Origin of the sequence: Methanococcus aeolicus Nankai-3 (assembly GCF_000017185.1) — an archaeon.
Classification (GTDB): Archaea; AGJL01; Methanococci; order Methanococcales; family Methanococcaceae; genus Methanofervidicoccus; species Methanofervidicoccus aeolicus.
The window spans coordinates 292,742-307,327 of the sequence record NC_009635.1; the positions used below are offsets into that span (position 1 = coordinate 292,742).

The 14,586-nt window shown below is 29.6% G+C and carries 15 protein-coding genes; 10 read left to right on the forward strand and 5 right to left on the reverse strand.

Annotated elements, in window-relative coordinates; translation table 11 throughout:
* Window positions 1-6: 6 nt before the first annotated feature.
* Complete coding sequence (gene flaJ / locus MAEO_RS01340; RefSeq protein ID WP_011972989.1) at window positions 7-1,683, forward strand: archaellar assembly protein FlaJ; 1,677 nt, start codon at window positions 7-9, stop codon at window positions 1,681-1,683.
* A 47-nt stretch (window positions 1,684-1,730) separates the two neighbouring features.
* Window positions 1,731-2,435: a preflagellin peptidase FlaK gene (gene flaK, locus MAEO_RS01345; protein WP_011972990.1), complete on the forward strand. Its 705-nt coding sequence runs from the start codon at window positions 1,731-1,733 to the stop codon at window positions 2,433-2,435.
* Window positions 2,436-2,529: 94 nt separating this feature from the next.
* Here the strand turns inward: flaK and MAEO_RS01350 are convergent, their stop codons facing one another.
* Entirely contained in the window at window positions 2,530-3,393 is an 864-nt protein-coding gene (locus MAEO_RS01350) for a phosphate ABC transporter substrate-binding protein (RefSeq protein WP_011972991.1), read from the reverse strand.
* A 291-nt stretch (window positions 3,394-3,684) separates the two neighbouring features.
* Here MAEO_RS01350 and ppsA point away from each other — a divergent pair, with 291 nt between their 5' ends.
* The 4 genes from ppsA to MAEO_RS01370 all read left to right on the forward strand — a co-directional run bounded on the left by ppsA (window position 3,685) and on the right by MAEO_RS01370 (window position 7,468).
* Window positions 3,685-5,994: a phosphoenolpyruvate synthase gene (ppsA, locus tag MAEO_RS01355; RefSeq protein WP_011972992.1), complete on the forward strand. Its 2,310-nt coding sequence runs from the start codon at window positions 3,685-3,687 to the stop codon at window positions 5,992-5,994.
* Between the two features lie 150 nt (window positions 5,995-6,144).
* On the forward strand, window positions 6,145-6,447 hold the full coding sequence (locus MAEO_RS01360; RefSeq protein ID WP_048062349.1) for a DUF357 domain-containing protein: 303 nt from the start codon (window positions 6,145-6,147) through the stop codon (window positions 6,445-6,447).
* 203 nt (window positions 6,448-6,650) lie between these two features.
* Complete coding sequence (locus tag MAEO_RS01365) at window positions 6,651-6,992, forward strand: DUF555 domain-containing protein (RefSeq protein ID WP_011972994.1); 342 nt, start codon at window positions 6,651-6,653, stop codon at window positions 6,990-6,992.
* 92 nt (window positions 6,993-7,084) lie between these two features.
* Window positions 7,085-7,468 (forward strand): hypothetical protein, encoded by a 384-nt coding sequence (locus tag MAEO_RS01370; protein WP_011972995.1) that lies wholly within the window; start codon window positions 7,085-7,087, stop codon window positions 7,466-7,468.
* A gap of 21 nt (window positions 7,469-7,489) precedes the next feature.
* Here the strand turns inward: MAEO_RS01370 and trm5b are convergent, their stop codons facing one another.
* Together trm5b and MAEO_RS01380 are read right to left on the reverse strand one after the other, a co-directional pair.
* The gene (gene trm5b, locus MAEO_RS01375; RefSeq protein WP_011972996.1) at window positions 7,490-8,557 is read right to left on the reverse strand and encodes a tRNA (guanine(37)-N1)-methyltransferase Trm5b; all 1,068 of its coding nucleotides are present in this window, start codon (window positions 8,555-8,557) and stop codon (window positions 7,490-7,492) included.
* Window positions 8,557-8,934: a hypothetical protein gene (locus tag MAEO_RS01380; protein ID WP_011972997.1), complete on the reverse strand. Its 378-nt coding sequence runs from the start codon at window positions 8,932-8,934 to the stop codon at window positions 8,557-8,559. Before MAEO_RS01380 ends, trm5b begins: the two co-directional genes overlap by 1 nt.
* A 277-nt stretch (window positions 8,935-9,211) precedes the next feature.
* Between MAEO_RS01380 and MAEO_RS01385 the strand changes: the two genes are divergently transcribed.
* Complete coding sequence (locus MAEO_RS01385; RefSeq protein ID WP_011972998.1) at window positions 9,212-10,222, forward strand: transcriptional regulator; 1,011 nt, start codon at window positions 9,212-9,214, stop codon at window positions 10,220-10,222.
* Window positions 10,223-10,307: 85 nt separating this feature from the next.
* Here the strand turns inward: MAEO_RS01385 and fsa are convergent, their stop codons facing one another.
* Window positions 10,308-10,958 (reverse strand): fructose-6-phosphate aldolase, encoded by a 651-nt coding sequence (gene fsa, locus MAEO_RS01390; RefSeq protein ID WP_011972999.1) that lies wholly within the window; start codon window positions 10,956-10,958, stop codon window positions 10,308-10,310.
* A gap of 145 nt (window positions 10,959-11,103) precedes the next feature.
* Window positions 11,104-12,795 (reverse strand): tRNA uridine(34) 5-carboxymethylaminomethyl modification radical SAM/GNAT enzyme Elp3, encoded by a 1,692-nt coding sequence (locus MAEO_RS01395; protein ID WP_011973000.1) that lies wholly within the window; start codon window positions 12,793-12,795, stop codon window positions 11,104-11,106.
* 385 nt (window positions 12,796-13,180) lie between these two features.
* On the opposite strand from MAEO_RS01395, the gene MAEO_RS01400 reads away from it, so the two are divergent.
* The 3 genes from MAEO_RS01400 to MAEO_RS01410 all read left to right on the forward strand — a co-directional run bounded on the left by MAEO_RS01400 (window position 13,181) and on the right by MAEO_RS01410 (window position 14,579).
* On the forward strand, window positions 13,181-13,768 hold the full coding sequence (locus MAEO_RS01400) for a DNA-directed RNA polymerase (RefSeq protein ID WP_011973001.1): 588 nt from the start codon (window positions 13,181-13,183) through the stop codon (window positions 13,766-13,768).
* 91 nt (window positions 13,769-13,859) lie between these two features.
* Complete coding sequence (gene spt4, locus MAEO_RS01405; protein ID WP_011973002.1) at window positions 13,860-14,039, forward strand: transcription elongation factor subunit Spt4; 180 nt, start codon at window positions 13,860-13,862, stop codon at window positions 14,037-14,039.
* Between the two features lie 54 nt (window positions 14,040-14,093).
* A complete protein-coding gene (locus MAEO_RS01410; protein ID WP_011973003.1) occupies window positions 14,094-14,579 on the forward strand; it encodes a GTP-dependent dephospho-CoA kinase family protein in 486 nt (161 codons plus the stop codon).
* The last annotated feature ends 7 nt before the right edge of the window (window positions 14,580-14,586 follow it).

Here is a 14,586-nt window from a genome sequence, read left to right on the forward strand (position 1 = left end):
AATTATATGGTGTTAAATATTTTGCCGCGAATAGGATTAAGGCCCAGAGATTATTTATTAAAATATGTTTTTCCTTCGACAATAATATCAATTATTATACTTGCCATAGGTTTAAATTATTTTTCGGGCTACACTTTATTAACTACATTAACAATTCCAATCGTTATTATGGGCGGTGCTTTGGGTTATCCATTTATAAAATTACATGATCAGAAAACTAAAATAAATGAAAAACTTCATGTATTTATATCTAAATTTGGAGTACTTTCAATAACAGATTTAGATAGAAAGGAACTTATACATTTGCTTGCATTAGAAAAAGATGAATTGGGACAGTTGGCAGATGAATCAAACAAAATATATGTATTGTTGAATAGATGGAATCAATCACTTGCTGAATCTTGTAGATTTTTATCGCGCAGGACTCCAAGTGATGAATTTTCAGATTTTTTAGATAGAATGTCGTATTCAGTAGATAGTGGTGAGGACCTTAAATCATTTTTGATTAAAGAACAGGATATTGTTCTAAATGATTATATAGAATTTTATAGGCGATCCTTGTATATGTTGGACATATTCAAAGAAATATATGTTAGTGCAATCACGGCACTTTCATTTCTTATAACTTTTGCAATTATCACCCCATATATAGCTCCGTATGATTTTATATCTATGGTAATTATGTCACTTATTGCTTTTGTTGTATTGGAAATCCTGTTAGTACAGATAATAATAAATCAAATGCCAAGAGATAAATTATGGCATCAAGCCGATAGGCCCACACAAATCGATCTGAGCATTAGAAAATATTTAATAATTTCTATCATATTGTCGGTAATTACTATGTCTGCCCTAATCTGGGGAAAATATATTGCAGAAATTCCAAAATTGGTGTTAATTCCATATCAAATGGTGTTTGCTATTGGTATTACTCCCCTATTAATTGGTGGGTTCAAGGCAAAAAGAGAAGAAGATTTGACCATAAGAAGAGAATATAATTTTCCAGATTTTTTAAGGTCCTTGGGCGATTCAGTATCTGCAAAAGGAGGGGGGATGAAAGACTCTTTGGAATATCTTTCATATCATGATTTTGGTCCATTAACTAAAAATATAAAGCATCTTTACAAAAGAATGGTATTAAACATCGATAGTAATAAAACATGGAAATTGTTTGGAGTTGAAACAAGTAGTTATTTAATACAATTATTTTCGGAAATGTTTGAAAGATGTACATATTTGGGAGGTAATCCTGGATTAGCATCAGATATAATCGGAAATAATTTTCGTAAAATAATACATTTAAGGAAATCAAAATATCAAAGTGTTAAGCAATTCTCTGGTACCATGTATGGATTGGCTGGGGGCATGGCTTTAACATTATTCACAGTTCATGGAGTAACCAATATGATAAATAAATTATATGCAGGACTTAATATGGGACAGGTTATGAATCTTATACATGTTGTGCCATCCGAGGACATGAATATTGTAGCATATCTAATGTATGCAAGTTTAATACTTTATTCTATGTTTTCGGCATATTTAATAAAAATGATGGATGGAGGTCATCCACAAGTCGTTTTGGTGCATTTTGTTATAATGGTATGGGTAGTATCTATTGTAGCATGTGTAACAGGATATGTGCTGGATATAGTATTGGGAACCACTATTTCAATAGCTTAAAAAAATATTTGCCCTTTATGTTATATATTGTGGGGAGGAAGATCACTATGGTAACTTATATTTTTGGATTAATCGGATTATTGGTAGCGTCTATACAAGATATTAAAAGTAGGGAAATCGAAGATTATATTTGGATATCGATGGTGATTTTTGGATTAATTTATAATATATATTTATCTATGGCAACCGGAAACTATTTCTTTATTATAAATTCAATTTTTGGATTCATAATATGTTTTGTACTTGGCTATTTGATGTTTTTATTTGGGGTAGGGGGAGGAGATGGAAAAGTATTAATTGGCATGGGGACACTTACTCCAAATTATGATATGCCAATTTATTCAACATTGGGAAATATACTTACCATAGGATACATCCCCGCATTTCCAATAATGGTTTTTATAAATGGTATGTTTTTTATGATATTTTTGCCCATAATTATATTAATACAAAATTTATTGAAAGGAAATACGCCAAAAAATTTTAAAGAAATTATGGTGTTATCATTTGGAGAAAAAATGAAAGTTAGCGAAGCAAAAAAGAAAAATAGACTTATAATGGGTCGTGATAATGATAAAATTAATTTATTTCCTTCGTCAGAAGATGATGATTTTTCCAAGTATTCTGACGACGAAATTATATATGTCACTCCAATGATACCATTAATTATTCCTATAACTATTTCATATATTATTACGCCATTTATTGGTGATAATATCATATACCTAATAATATCAAATATAAAAATATAATTTATAAACAAATTAAAATAATGGGATAAAAAAATAATAAAAATATGCCCTGTTATTTTTAATGATTAATAGTATTTATAATATTATATTTTATTTACTTTATAGGCATATATCCTTCTTTCTTAACAATTTCCTGACCTTCTGGACTTAATACGAAATCTAAGTATTCCTTAGCAAGTCCTTTTGGTTCTCCATTTGTAATCATATTTAAGTTTCTTGAAACTTTGTATTTACCATTTTTAACATTTTCTTCCGTAGGTAATGCTCCTTCAAATTCAAGTCCTTTTACATTATTGTCAATATATCCTATTGAAAGATACCCTATTGCATTTTCATCTCCTTTAACTGCGGATTTCATATTTCCATTTGAGGTTACAACAGTTGCTCTTTCAAATATTTTTGATTTGTCAAGAGCTTTTTCAAAGAACACTTCTCTTGTTCCACTTTCTTCATCTCTTGTATATACATTGATTTGAGCATCATTTCCACCAAGTTCTTTCCAGTTGGTGATTTCTCCTGCATATATTTTTTTGATTTGTTCTTTTGTAATTGATTTTACTGGGTTTGCTGGATTGACTACAATTGCTACACCATCTAATCCAACTGGGTGAGTGATTAATTCAGGATATGTTTCTTTTTCTGCTGATTTTATCTCCCTTGAAGCCATTCCAATATCTGCCAATCCCTGCCCTGCGGCTTTAACTCCAACTCCTGAACCTCCGCCAGATACTTCAACTTTTACTTTTGGATTTTTTATCATGAACTGTTTTGCTGCTTCCTTAGCAATGGGCAATACAGTTGTTGAACCTTCAATTTTTAAAGTGCCCGATAATTCGTTGGTTGTTGTGGTTGTAGTTGTTGTAGTTGTATTATTGCTATCTCCCCCTATACAACCACTAAATCCTACAAATGATGTTATAAGTAATACTCCGAATAATATGCCAATGAATTTTTTCAATTCATCACCTCAATTATAATTATTGTATTATTGTATGCGATTTACCATACATAACATGGCATATTTATTATTAACGCTGTTGTGTATTGCAGGTATATGCCTAAATAATCCTGTCGTTATACTAATATATAAATGTTTCTATTTTGTATTATTTAGTTCATATAATATGAATAAAAGAAATATTTAAAAACTATGAGCTATATAATATAGGTGCACATATAATTATAAGATAATATTAAAAACTATGAGCTACATAGTATATAGTTCCCATATCAAGAGAGGAGAAAAAATATGACATTAATCGCATGGTTAGATGACCTTTCAAATGAAGATGTGAATATTGCAGGAGGAAAAGGAGCTTCGCTTGGTGAAATGTGGAATGCGGGGTTGCCTGTTCCCCCAGCATTTGTAGTAACCGCAGAAGCATATAGATATTTTATAAATGAAACGAAATTAAATAATAAAATAATGGAAGTTTTAGAAGGGCTTGATGTTAATAACAATGACGAATTAACTAAAAAATCAGCAGAAGTGAGAAAATTAATAGAATCTGCTGAAATGCCAACTGATTTAAAAATTGCCATTGTAGAAAGCTATAGTAAATTAGGGCAAATGACTGGTACTGATGAAACATTTGTAGCAGTTAGGAGCTCCGCCACAGCTGAGGATTTACCTGATGCAAGTTTTGCAGGGCAACAAGATACATATTTAAATATGAAAGGAGCTGATGATGTAGTAGATGCCGTTCAAAGATGTTTTGCATCATTATTTACTCCAAGAGCTGTATTTTATAGGGAACAGAAAGGATTTGACCACTTTGAGGTTGCGTTAGCTGCAGTAGTTCAAAAAATGGTAAATGCCGATAAAGCAGGTGTTATGTTTACTGTAAATCCCATAAACCACAACTACGATGAAATTGTAATCGAAGGAGCTTGGGGATTGGGAGAAGGTGTTGTTAGTGGAACAGTTAGTCCAGATACATATATTGTTAGCAAGGATAAAAAAATATTGGATGTATATATTGCTACAAAAGAAACAATGTTTGAAAAGGACGAAAATGGAATAACAAGAGAAATTCCAACACCTGATGAATTAAAAGATAAAAGAGTATTGTCAGATGAAGAATTATTGAAATTAGTAGATAAAGGATTAGTAATTGAAAAACATTACAATAGACCAATGGACATAGAGTGGGCATTGGAAAATGAGGGCGTATATATGCTTCAAGCAAGGCCAATTACTACGCTAGATGAAAAACCAGCAAAAACAGGAGGGGGAGCAAAACCTCCAAGTTCAGAAGATGCTGGTGGAAATATAATTTTAAAAGGAATTGGAGCATCACCTGGAACAGCATCAGGAACTGTAAAAATATTAAATAAAATTGAAGAAATTGATAAAATTAAAGAAGGCGACATATTAGTTACAAAAATGACAACTCCCGACATGGTCCCCGCAATGAAAAAAGCAAGTGCTATTGTTACCAATGATGGAGGATTGACATGTCACGCTGCAATCATATCTCGAGAATTGGGAACACCTTGTGTAGTCGGAACTAAAAAGGCCACGGATGTTTTAAAAGAAGGCACCATTATCACCATAGATGGTGAAAAAGGAGTGGTTTATGAAGGAGAATTGGCTAAAAAAGAAGAAGCAGTTCAAGCCAGAGTGGTTTATCAGGGAGCTCCCCTTATCACAGCAACAGAAATAAAGGTAAATGTCTCTATGCCAGAAGTTGCTGAAAGAGCAGCCGCAACTAATGCGGATGGAGTAGGGCTTTTAAGAGCAGAACATATGATATTAGGAACAGGAGTTCATCCATTGAAAGTATTGAAAGATAAAGGAGAAGAAGGTCTAATAAATGTATTTGCCGATGGAATTAGAGTTGTGGCAGATGCATTCTATCCAAGAACCATTACTTACAGAACCCTCGATGCCCCAACAGATGAATTTAGAGGATTAGAAGGTGGAGAGGACGAGCCAGAAGAGCACAACCCAATGCTTGGATGGAGAGGAATTAGAAGAGGATTAGACCAGCCTGAAATATTAAGATGTGAATTATTGGCAGTTAAAAAATTGCTTAATGAAGGATATAAAAATATAATGGTCATGATTCCTCTGGTATCAAGTGTAGATGAAATTAAAAAAGTTAGGAAGCTTGCGGATACCGTAGGTTTAAGACTTGGAAAAGATGTAGAATTTGGAGTTATGGTCGAAACTCCTGCGGCAGCTCTAATTATCGAAGATATAGTAGAAACTGATATCGACTTTGTGAGTTTGGGAACAAATGATTTGACCCAATATACAATTGCTATCGATAGAAATAACGAATATGTTGCTAAATATTATAGGGAAAATCACCCTGCTGTATTGAAATTAATAGAGCATGTGATAAAAACCTGTAAAAAGAAAGGAGTAAAAACATCAATTTGTGGTCAAGCTGGAAGCAGACCTGCAATTGTGGAAAAACTCGTAGAATGGGGGATTACAAGCATATCCTCAAATATTGATGCCATAGATACAATTAGGCAGACTGTGGCAAGAACAGAACAGAGAATTATTCTTGACATTATAAGAGATAGTAAAAATAGAAGTGGATTGTAAATATATTAAATAAAAAATAATAAATAAAATTTCTTTTTTTATCCTGAGCAAAGCGAAGGATATAGAAAATCCTTGTGATTTTTTTTATTTTTTTAATTTTATAGTATATGTTAATATATTATTATGACTTTAACAATTATAGTTGATTTTATGGATTTGCAAAATATAATAACAAAGGATAAAATAAACAATTATTTATATCGGACAGAAGAAGCAATATCAATAATAAAAAAAGCAATGCCTCCAAAAAGAAGCTTGTTGTATGATGTTGCAGAAGATTATCTAAATATGATAGAATGCTATTTTAATGATGCAAACACATTTATAGAAAAAGGAGATTATATTAATGGGTTCGCATCTCTAAATTATGCTTATGGTTGGATTGATGCAGGAGCGAGATTAGGAATTTTTGATGTAGGAGATGATGACATTAGATTTACACTGGCTAAATAGCGAGACCTAATTAATAATAAATAAAAATAACAAACTTAAAAAATATTATAATAGAATTGTTCAGGAACATATTATAGAATAAATGGCCATAATATGTCTACAAAATCAAAGATTTTGAATTTTCCTTCGGAAAATATGTCAATATTGTTGGTCATTGTGAATAAATTTTTTGAACATATTATAAATTAAATTGGTGAGATTAAATGACAAATTATCATGTAACATTACAAGCGCCTTATATTGTGAAGAATATTGAAGATGTTGAAGATGCCCTTGGTGTGGCGATATCGCATATAGGAAAAATATTGAATAAAAAAGGAATGGAATATGTGGATATAGATGTTGGGTTAACCATATGTCCAAAATGTGGAGAACCTATTGATTGTGTTTTGGTGGTTGCAAGAACAGCGATTGTAGGAATATTGTTGTCTATGAAAATATTCAATGCCGAATCATCAGAACATGCTGTTAGGATTGCAAAATCATCATTAGGTAGAACTTTAAAAGACATCCCACTTGAAATTGTGGACGTAGTAGAAATCTAAAAATATGGATGTTATATTATATTATATTATATTATATATTAATTAAAGATTCAATATAAATATATAACATATTTTGGGAAGGGGGCGAAACGATGGATGAAATTGATTTCGATTTTGTAATTGATAAAATATCGAAGATTAAAGACGAATCAGTTAAAGCTGGGGTACTTTGTGAATTGGCGGAAGGGCTTATAAATTCAAACGATGACCAAGATGAAGTAATAAAAAGGTTGCTTCAGATGATGGAACTTACAGATGCATTTAAAGATGAAAAATACTCTTCGATAGTAATTGGGCAAATCGCATTGGTGAGTGCCAATATTATGGGCATACCTTGTGATTCAGAGTTATATATTGGGATGCTGGAAGATAAAGAAGCAGAACTAGCATTTATGAAAAGAATAAAAGATGTAAAAAAGGAAATAGAAAAAAATACTAATTTGGATGACTTAGATTTGTCCGAATTAGAAAAATAATATATAATAATGCTTATTTATTTAATATATTTTTATATCCAACACAAAAATATGCTCTCTTGGAGAATATGATTTTACAATTCTTTTTTCAACTATTTCACAATTACATTTTGATTTAAATAAATTTATGGCTTCATTATAATCTGTTCCAACAGTATAATAATGAATTATGCCATTTTTTTCAACCATTTTCAGTGCCGTATCTACAAATAAATGGGCAAATTTAGGAAGATTCATTATTATTCTATTACCTTTAACTTCTGTTTTTCTTATATCATTATTTATGGGTATTATTTTATGTTGGAGTTTATTTAATTTGATATTCTTTTTAAGGAGCTCCACGGCGTCTGGATTTATATCTATGGCATATATCTTTTTTGCATTTTTACAAGCTATTGAGAAAGGACCAACTCCGCAAAACATATCCACAACAATATCCTCTGGTTTTACTTTTTCCATTATTCTCTTCCTTTCCCAGCCTAATCTCGGAGAGAAATAAACTTTTTCCACATCTACCCACAATCTATATCCATTTTCTTTATACATCGTTAAAGTTTTATATTCTCCTGCAAGGAGCTCCAATTCTCTAACTCGAAATTCTCCCAATATTTCGCTTTTTCTTCGATATACGGATTTTACAGATGGTATTAACTCTAAGGCCTTAGCCCCTATTTTTTTTGCAATGTTTTCGTCAATATTATCAGATATCTGTATAATTACAATATCTCCAATAATATCATAAGATAATACTACGGCCCCATTTTCTATTTCTTTCTTAAAGTTTTTAAGTAAATATTCCCTAAAATTGAGTTTATTAGTTTTTGGATTTCCCAACATATTAATTTCAATAAATTCTATATTATTGTATATTTTTTTTAAATTTTCCATAATAGATTTATCAATTTCAGTTTCGTCTGTGGAAATTATTGGAATAAATAAATAATTATCTTCTTTTTTTAATTTATAATTTTTATTAAGTTCGTTGTTGTCCAACAATATCTTTCTAATTCGTTCTCCTTTATTTGTGGGAACTTTGCAGCAAAGCACTTTTTTTGCTGTTATTGTTGTTTCTACTTCTGTTATTGTCATTATCTCACTTTTTTATAGTAGTGGTATTCAACAGTTTTTAAATTTATTCCTGTTATTTTTGCTATTTCTTTTGGTGTTTTATTTTCTTTTTTAAGATTTAATATTATTTCTTTTTTGTCCGTAGGTCTTCCTGTCTGTGTATTTTTTGGTTTAATTGTAATTTCTATTTCTTCCAGTGCTTTTATTAGTTTTTTACTGGTTCTACCATACATAGACTTTGGAAGATATATATTTTCTATATCTGAGCTCTCCAAAATATTAATTGCTAAATCTTTTGTTAGTTCTTTATTAATATATAATTCTTCTTCCTCTCCGAAATCAGTATTATCAATTTTTTCAAGGAGCTCCCTTTTAGATTTTCCTCTTATTGTTATCATAATATCTTTATATTTATATTTATATTTATATTTATTTTATAATTCTAACAGGTAGTTAAAACTTACTTTCAAACACACGATTTTAACATTATAACCAATATATTTATATATATTTTCCATTAATATTATATAATAAGTAGGTTTGTATTAGATAAAATCAACATATTAATATATAATAATACCATATAATATCCATAAGAATTTAAAGTTTTATTCTTATTATTCCTATTATTATTTATTATTATTTAAATCCATTTAAAGAGATTGGTGGTATGTTATGAGAGAAATCATGATGTCAGAATGTAGCGAATTATTAATTAATAATGAGTATATAGTTTCACAGCCATTTAGTAGGTCATGTTTCGACATAATTGCTAAAAAAAAGAACTCAAAATTCTTAATAAAAATATTGAAAAATATAGATAGTCTAAGTGTTAAACAGTCATCGGCTCTCTTAAAAATATCTAATTTATTAAATGCCACTCCCCTTTTAATTGGTTCTAGAACAAGAAATTATCCCATGGAAGAAGGCGTAGTTTATGAAAGACATAGTATAAAATCAATCACATATAATACATTTGAACAATATTTGAAGGGAGCTCCTCCAATGGTATATGCTGGAAGAGGAGGATTTTTTGTGAATATTGATGGAACAGAATTAAGAAGGATAAGGGAGGAGTTAAATATATCCGTTGGAGAATTAGCGGATTTTGCAAATGTTTCAAGAAAAACCATATACAAATATGAACAAAATATGGCAAATCCATCTGTTGAAGTTGCAATAAAAATAGAAGAATATTTGGATAGTCCATTAATTAATTGTATGGAATTAAGCGCCAGTAATTTAAAAGAAAATCCAAAAAATACAGAGGATACCAAAAACAAAAATGATGCCAAAATAAATAAAACCAATGAAGAAAATGAATTTAAATCATTGGTTATGAATATATTAAATGAATTAGGATTTAATTTAACAGAAACTGAAAAAGCACCATTTGATGTAGTTGCTGAAAAATACAAAGTGAAACAGAAGTATGAAGAAGAACCCAGATATAATCCATTATTATTAACAAATATAGAAGAAAATGACAATGCAGAAATAAGAAAAAAGGCCATGATTGTTAATCAAATTTCAAATATATTAAATAGTTATTCATTAATGATATTGGAAAATAGCTCAAATGATATGGGAAATATAAAAACTTTGAGTTTTAAGGAGCTTGAAAAAATGGACGATGCTTTTGATTTAATGGACTATTTATTGGATTCAAATAAAAATAAAAAATAATTAAGAATAAAAATAATTAATAATATATTATAGATATTGATATGTATATGTAGCTATATGGTTATAAAACATATATTTTATTTTTTTATTTATTTTTTTGGAATTCTTCCCAATCTTTCATAAAACTTTCTATTCCTTTATCTGTTAATGGGTGGTTGAACATTTTATCCAATACTGCAAATGGAATTGTAGCAACATCTGCTCCCATTTCTGCGGATTGAATAACATGTATTGGATGTCTCACAGATGCAACTATTACCTCTGTTGCTATTCCGTAGTTTGTGAATATTTGAACAATTTCAGCAATTAAATCCATTCCATTTTGTCCATTGTCATCTAACCTTCCAACGAATGGGGATACATAGGTTGCCCCCGCTTTTGCTGCCATTAGTGCTTGATTTGCTGAGAATATAAGTGTTACATTTGTTTGGATTCCTTCCTTTGATAAAACATTTACGGCTTTTAAACCTTCTTTTGTCATTGGTATTTTTACAACCACATTATCTGCCAATTTTACCAATTCTCTTGCTTCCTCAATCATTCCTTCGGCATCTAATGCTATTACTTCTGCACTAACTGGACCATCTACGATAGAGCATATTTCTTTAATTACTTCATGAAAATCCCTTCCTTCTTTTGCTATTAGCGTTGGGTTTGTTGTAACTCCATCGACCATTCCTAAATCGTTAAATTCTTTTATTTTATCCACATTTGCAGTATCTAAGAAAAATTTCATAATTTCACCGTTCTTTTTTTATTTTGTAGTTATAAATATAATCATTTTTATATTAATTTTAAGATATAAAAATTAATCTATTGCGTAGTGTAGTTTGGGAGCTCCCTAATATTATTTTAATATTATTTTAATATGGCGTTGCAATTTATAAATTTTTTCCCATATATGCCCCAATTCTTTCATAACCTATCTTTTTATAATATTCTCTAACTCCAATACCGCTATTTATTAATATTTTATTTTTATTAAATTCTTCTTTTGCTATTTTTTCAGCCTCTTTTAATAATAATTTTCCATATCCTTTATGTTGCCATGTTGTTTCTTTGTCCTCTGTTTCGGTTAATTTTTGCCCCTGTCCGCATATATGGAGCTGTCTTATTAATGCCGTGTTGTTATCTATCTCTGGTCTAAATGGTTTATATGGAATTCTTAATCTAAGGTAGCCTATTAATATATCATTTTTGGTGTCTTCATACGATAAAAATATCTCTGTTCCACCATTTGCTTCATAGTCTTCCCTACAAAGTTTTATATCTTCTAATTTTGGTATTATTCCTTTTTTATATATTATATGTCCAACTTCCCTACATCTTATACATTTACATTTTATATTTTGAGCCTCTAAATTTTTATATATGAGCTCCCCCAAATTACTTTTCCGAACTCCTTCCTCAATTACCGTTGCAGGTATATCTCGCTGTATTCGTGAGGTTCTAACCCATTTTGGCATTATTGATTTTGCGTAGGTAATTAATTCTATTGCATCATTATCATTTATTGGTTTAAATTCTCCTCTTTCATATATGTCATATAATTCAGTTCCTTTTATTACAAGACAGGGGTATATTTTTATTAAATCTGGTTTAAAGTTCGGATTGTTAAATATTTCGTAGAATAATTTTTTATCCAATTCTTTTGAAGACATTGGAAGCCCCGGCATAATATGGTAAGATATTTTTAAACCACTATCTCTTAATAATTGGGTTGCTTTTATAGTATCTTCTACACCATGTCCTCTTTTTATATGATTTAATATGTCGTTGTATATGGTTTGAACTCCAATTTCTACTTTTGTAGCTCCCAATTTTAGCATTTGGTTTATTTCTTTTTCTGTGCAGTAGTCAGGTCTAGTCTCCACAGTAAGTGCCACGCATCTATGTTTTGCAGTTTCGTTTATCTTCTGTGCTTCTTCAAGTGTATCGGATATTGTTCCATTTAAAGCATCTAAACAGCCTTTAACAAAGTTGTCCTGATATTCTGGTGGCCTAGATGGAAATGTCCCCCCCATTATAATTATTTCTACTTTATCGGTTGGATGTCCAACTTTTTCAAGCTGTTCTATTCTTTCCTTTGTTTGAATATATGGGTCAAAATCATACATAATTCCTCGCATTGTGGCTGGTTCTTTTCCTGTGTAGCTTTGGGGTACTTCTCCAAAATTGCTGTCTGTTCCCCCTGGACAGAAAAAACATTTTCCATGTGGGCACTCATGAGGGGAGGTCATAATTGCCACAACAGCCACACCCGAAAGTGTTCTAATAGGTTTTTTTCTCAATATTGGGACTATTATTTTTTTCTCCTCCTCCGTGGCATATTTTATTATTTCTGAATTTGGAGGAAATCCTATATTTAATTTATATTTCCTTAAACCTCGAGCTTTTATATCTTCTATCTTTTGTTTTTTCTTTTTTGGAGGTAAATTGTTTATATCTTTGCTATTTTCCATTAGTTTTTTAATTATATATAATATAAATTCTTTATAGCTTTTTTCATAGTTTTCATTATGATTTTCAGTATTTTTATTCAAAATCTTTGATTTTGTATTTTTAATATTCATTTTATTCACCGTGGAGCTCCATTATATTCATATCAATATTATATGTACATAATGCGTTTAAAAAATTTATTTAATAATGTTAAATATAAAATTATATAAATAATATAAAATTATATAAATAATATAAAATTATATATATGATAAAAGAAATAATATGTAGTAATTAGTTAATAGCGTAAATATAAAATATAATAATTATATTAACATACTATTTTAACAACATTTATTATATGAAGTTATATACTACTTCTTTTTTATGGTATATTTAATCTAATGTAATATTAAATACAATAGATATAAAAAATATACTTTGTATTTCTAATGTTCTTTATATATACTATGTTTTAATTATTTAATTAATATTAATTTAATTAGAGGTGATTACTTGTATAAATTAATAACCATATCTGACACCATTAGAGTTCCACCCAAAATGTTCGGAGCTCCCTTAAAAGATAGCATACATAAAATATTAATGGAGAAATACGAAGGATTAATGGATAAAGACTTTGGTTTTATAATGTCCATAGGCGATATCGGAGAAATTGGGGGGGGCAAGGTAGTTTATGGAGACGGAGCGGCATACCACCCTGCAATCTTTGATTTATTATGTTATGAACCAGAACTATATGAAATTATAGAAGGAGAAATTGTAGATGTTGTAGAATTCGGTCTTTTCGTAAGATTGGGCCCGTTAGATGGACTTATACACATATCCCAAATTATGGATGATTTCGTATCTTATGACCCGCAAAGGGGTGCTATCATTGGAAAAGAAAGCGGAAAAGTTATTGAAAAAGGCGATAAAGTTAGGGCAAGAATCGTGGCAATTAGTTTAAGAGAAGCTAAAAGAAGAGGAAGTAAAATAGCTTTAACGATGAGACAGCAAGGACTAGGAAAATTAGAATGGATTGAAGAAGAGAAAAATAAAAGAGCTAATATCAACAATACAAAGGCTATTGCGGAAGAATAATCTACTACTCATAATGAATATATACATTCATTTATTTATTTTATAATTAATGATATAATAAATCAATAATTGCTATAATTAAGGTGGAATTATGAAAAAATCTTGTATAAGATGCAAGTATTTAACAGATGATGAAAAATGCCCAATTTGTGGCTTTGAAACATCAGATAATTGGAGGGGGCTTTTAATTATATTGGACCCAAAAGAATCTGAAATAGCTAAAAAAGCAAGAATTGATATCAAAGGTAAATATTCATTAAGTGTAAAGTAATAAATAATAAGAATAATAAGGTAATAAAGACATATAAGAATAATAAGGTAAATAATGTATATGCTAAATGAATCGACAAAAGAGATTTTAAAAAAACCCTTTGGAAAAGTATATAAAGAACTACCCCCAATAAATAGAAAAGTCAATATTATCGCAGTTGGTGATATTACCACAAAAAACCTTCTATCAAAAAGTATAATACCAAACCTGTCCATCATTGATTTAAAAACCAAACGGAATATTCCTGTAAAAATAAACCATAAATTTAAAACGGTTTTTGAAGTAAATAACCCCCAAGGGTGCATATCTGATGAAGCAGAAGAAACTATAAAATATATTTCTTCATTAGATATGGTGGATACAGCATTAATTGTAAAGGATGGAGAAGAAGATTTATTAACTATGATGGTAATTAGATATTTTCCAAAAGATACAATTGTATTATATGGACAACCTGATGAAGGAGTGGTGTTATTAACTATAAATCAGGATTTAAAACATAAAATAAATAATATATTATCTATGATGGATAAAATTTAAATAATTG

Coding starts and splice junctions, on each gene's coding strand:
- flaJ (WP_011972989.1), top strand. CDS start 7: ATGGTGTTAAATATTTTGCCGCGAATAGGATTAAGGCCCAGAGATTAT.
- flaK (WP_011972990.1), top strand. CDS start 1,731: ATGGTAACTTATATTTTTGGATTAATCGGATTATTGGTAGCGTCTATA.
- ppsA (WP_011972992.1), top strand. CDS start 3,685: ATGACATTAATCGCATGGTTAGATGACCTTTCAAATGAAGATGTGAAT.
- MAEO_RS01360 (WP_048062349.1), top strand. CDS start 6,145: ATGGATTTGCAAAATATAATAACAAAGGATAAAATAAACAATTATTTA.
- MAEO_RS01365 (WP_011972994.1), top strand. CDS start 6,651: ATGACAAATTATCATGTAACATTACAAGCGCCTTATATTGTGAAGAAT.
- MAEO_RS01370 (WP_011972995.1), top strand. CDS start 7,085: ATGGATGAAATTGATTTCGATTTTGTAATTGATAAAATATCGAAGATT.
- trm5b (WP_011972996.1), bottom strand. CDS start 8,557: ATGACAATAACAGAAGTAGAAACAACAATAACAGCAAAAAAAGTGCTT.
- MAEO_RS01380 (WP_011972997.1), bottom strand. CDS start 8,934: ATGATAACAATAAGAGGAAAATCTAAAAGGGAGCTCCTTGAAAAAATT.
- MAEO_RS01385 (WP_011972998.1), top strand. CDS start 9,212: ATGAGAGAAATCATGATGTCAGAATGTAGCGAATTATTAATTAATAAT.
- fsa (WP_011972999.1), bottom strand. CDS start 10,958: ATGAAATTTTTCTTAGATACTGCAAATGTGGATAAAATAAAAGAATTT.
- MAEO_RS01395 (WP_011973000.1), bottom strand. CDS start 12,795: ATGAATATTAAAAATACAAAATCAAAGATTTTGAATAAAAATACTGAA.
- spt4 (WP_011973002.1), top strand. CDS start 13,860: ATGAAAAAATCTTGTATAAGATGCAAGTATTTAACAGATGATGAAAAA.
- MAEO_RS01410 (WP_011973003.1), top strand. CDS start 14,094: ATGTATATGCTAAATGAATCGACAAAAGAGATTTTAAAAAAACCCTTT.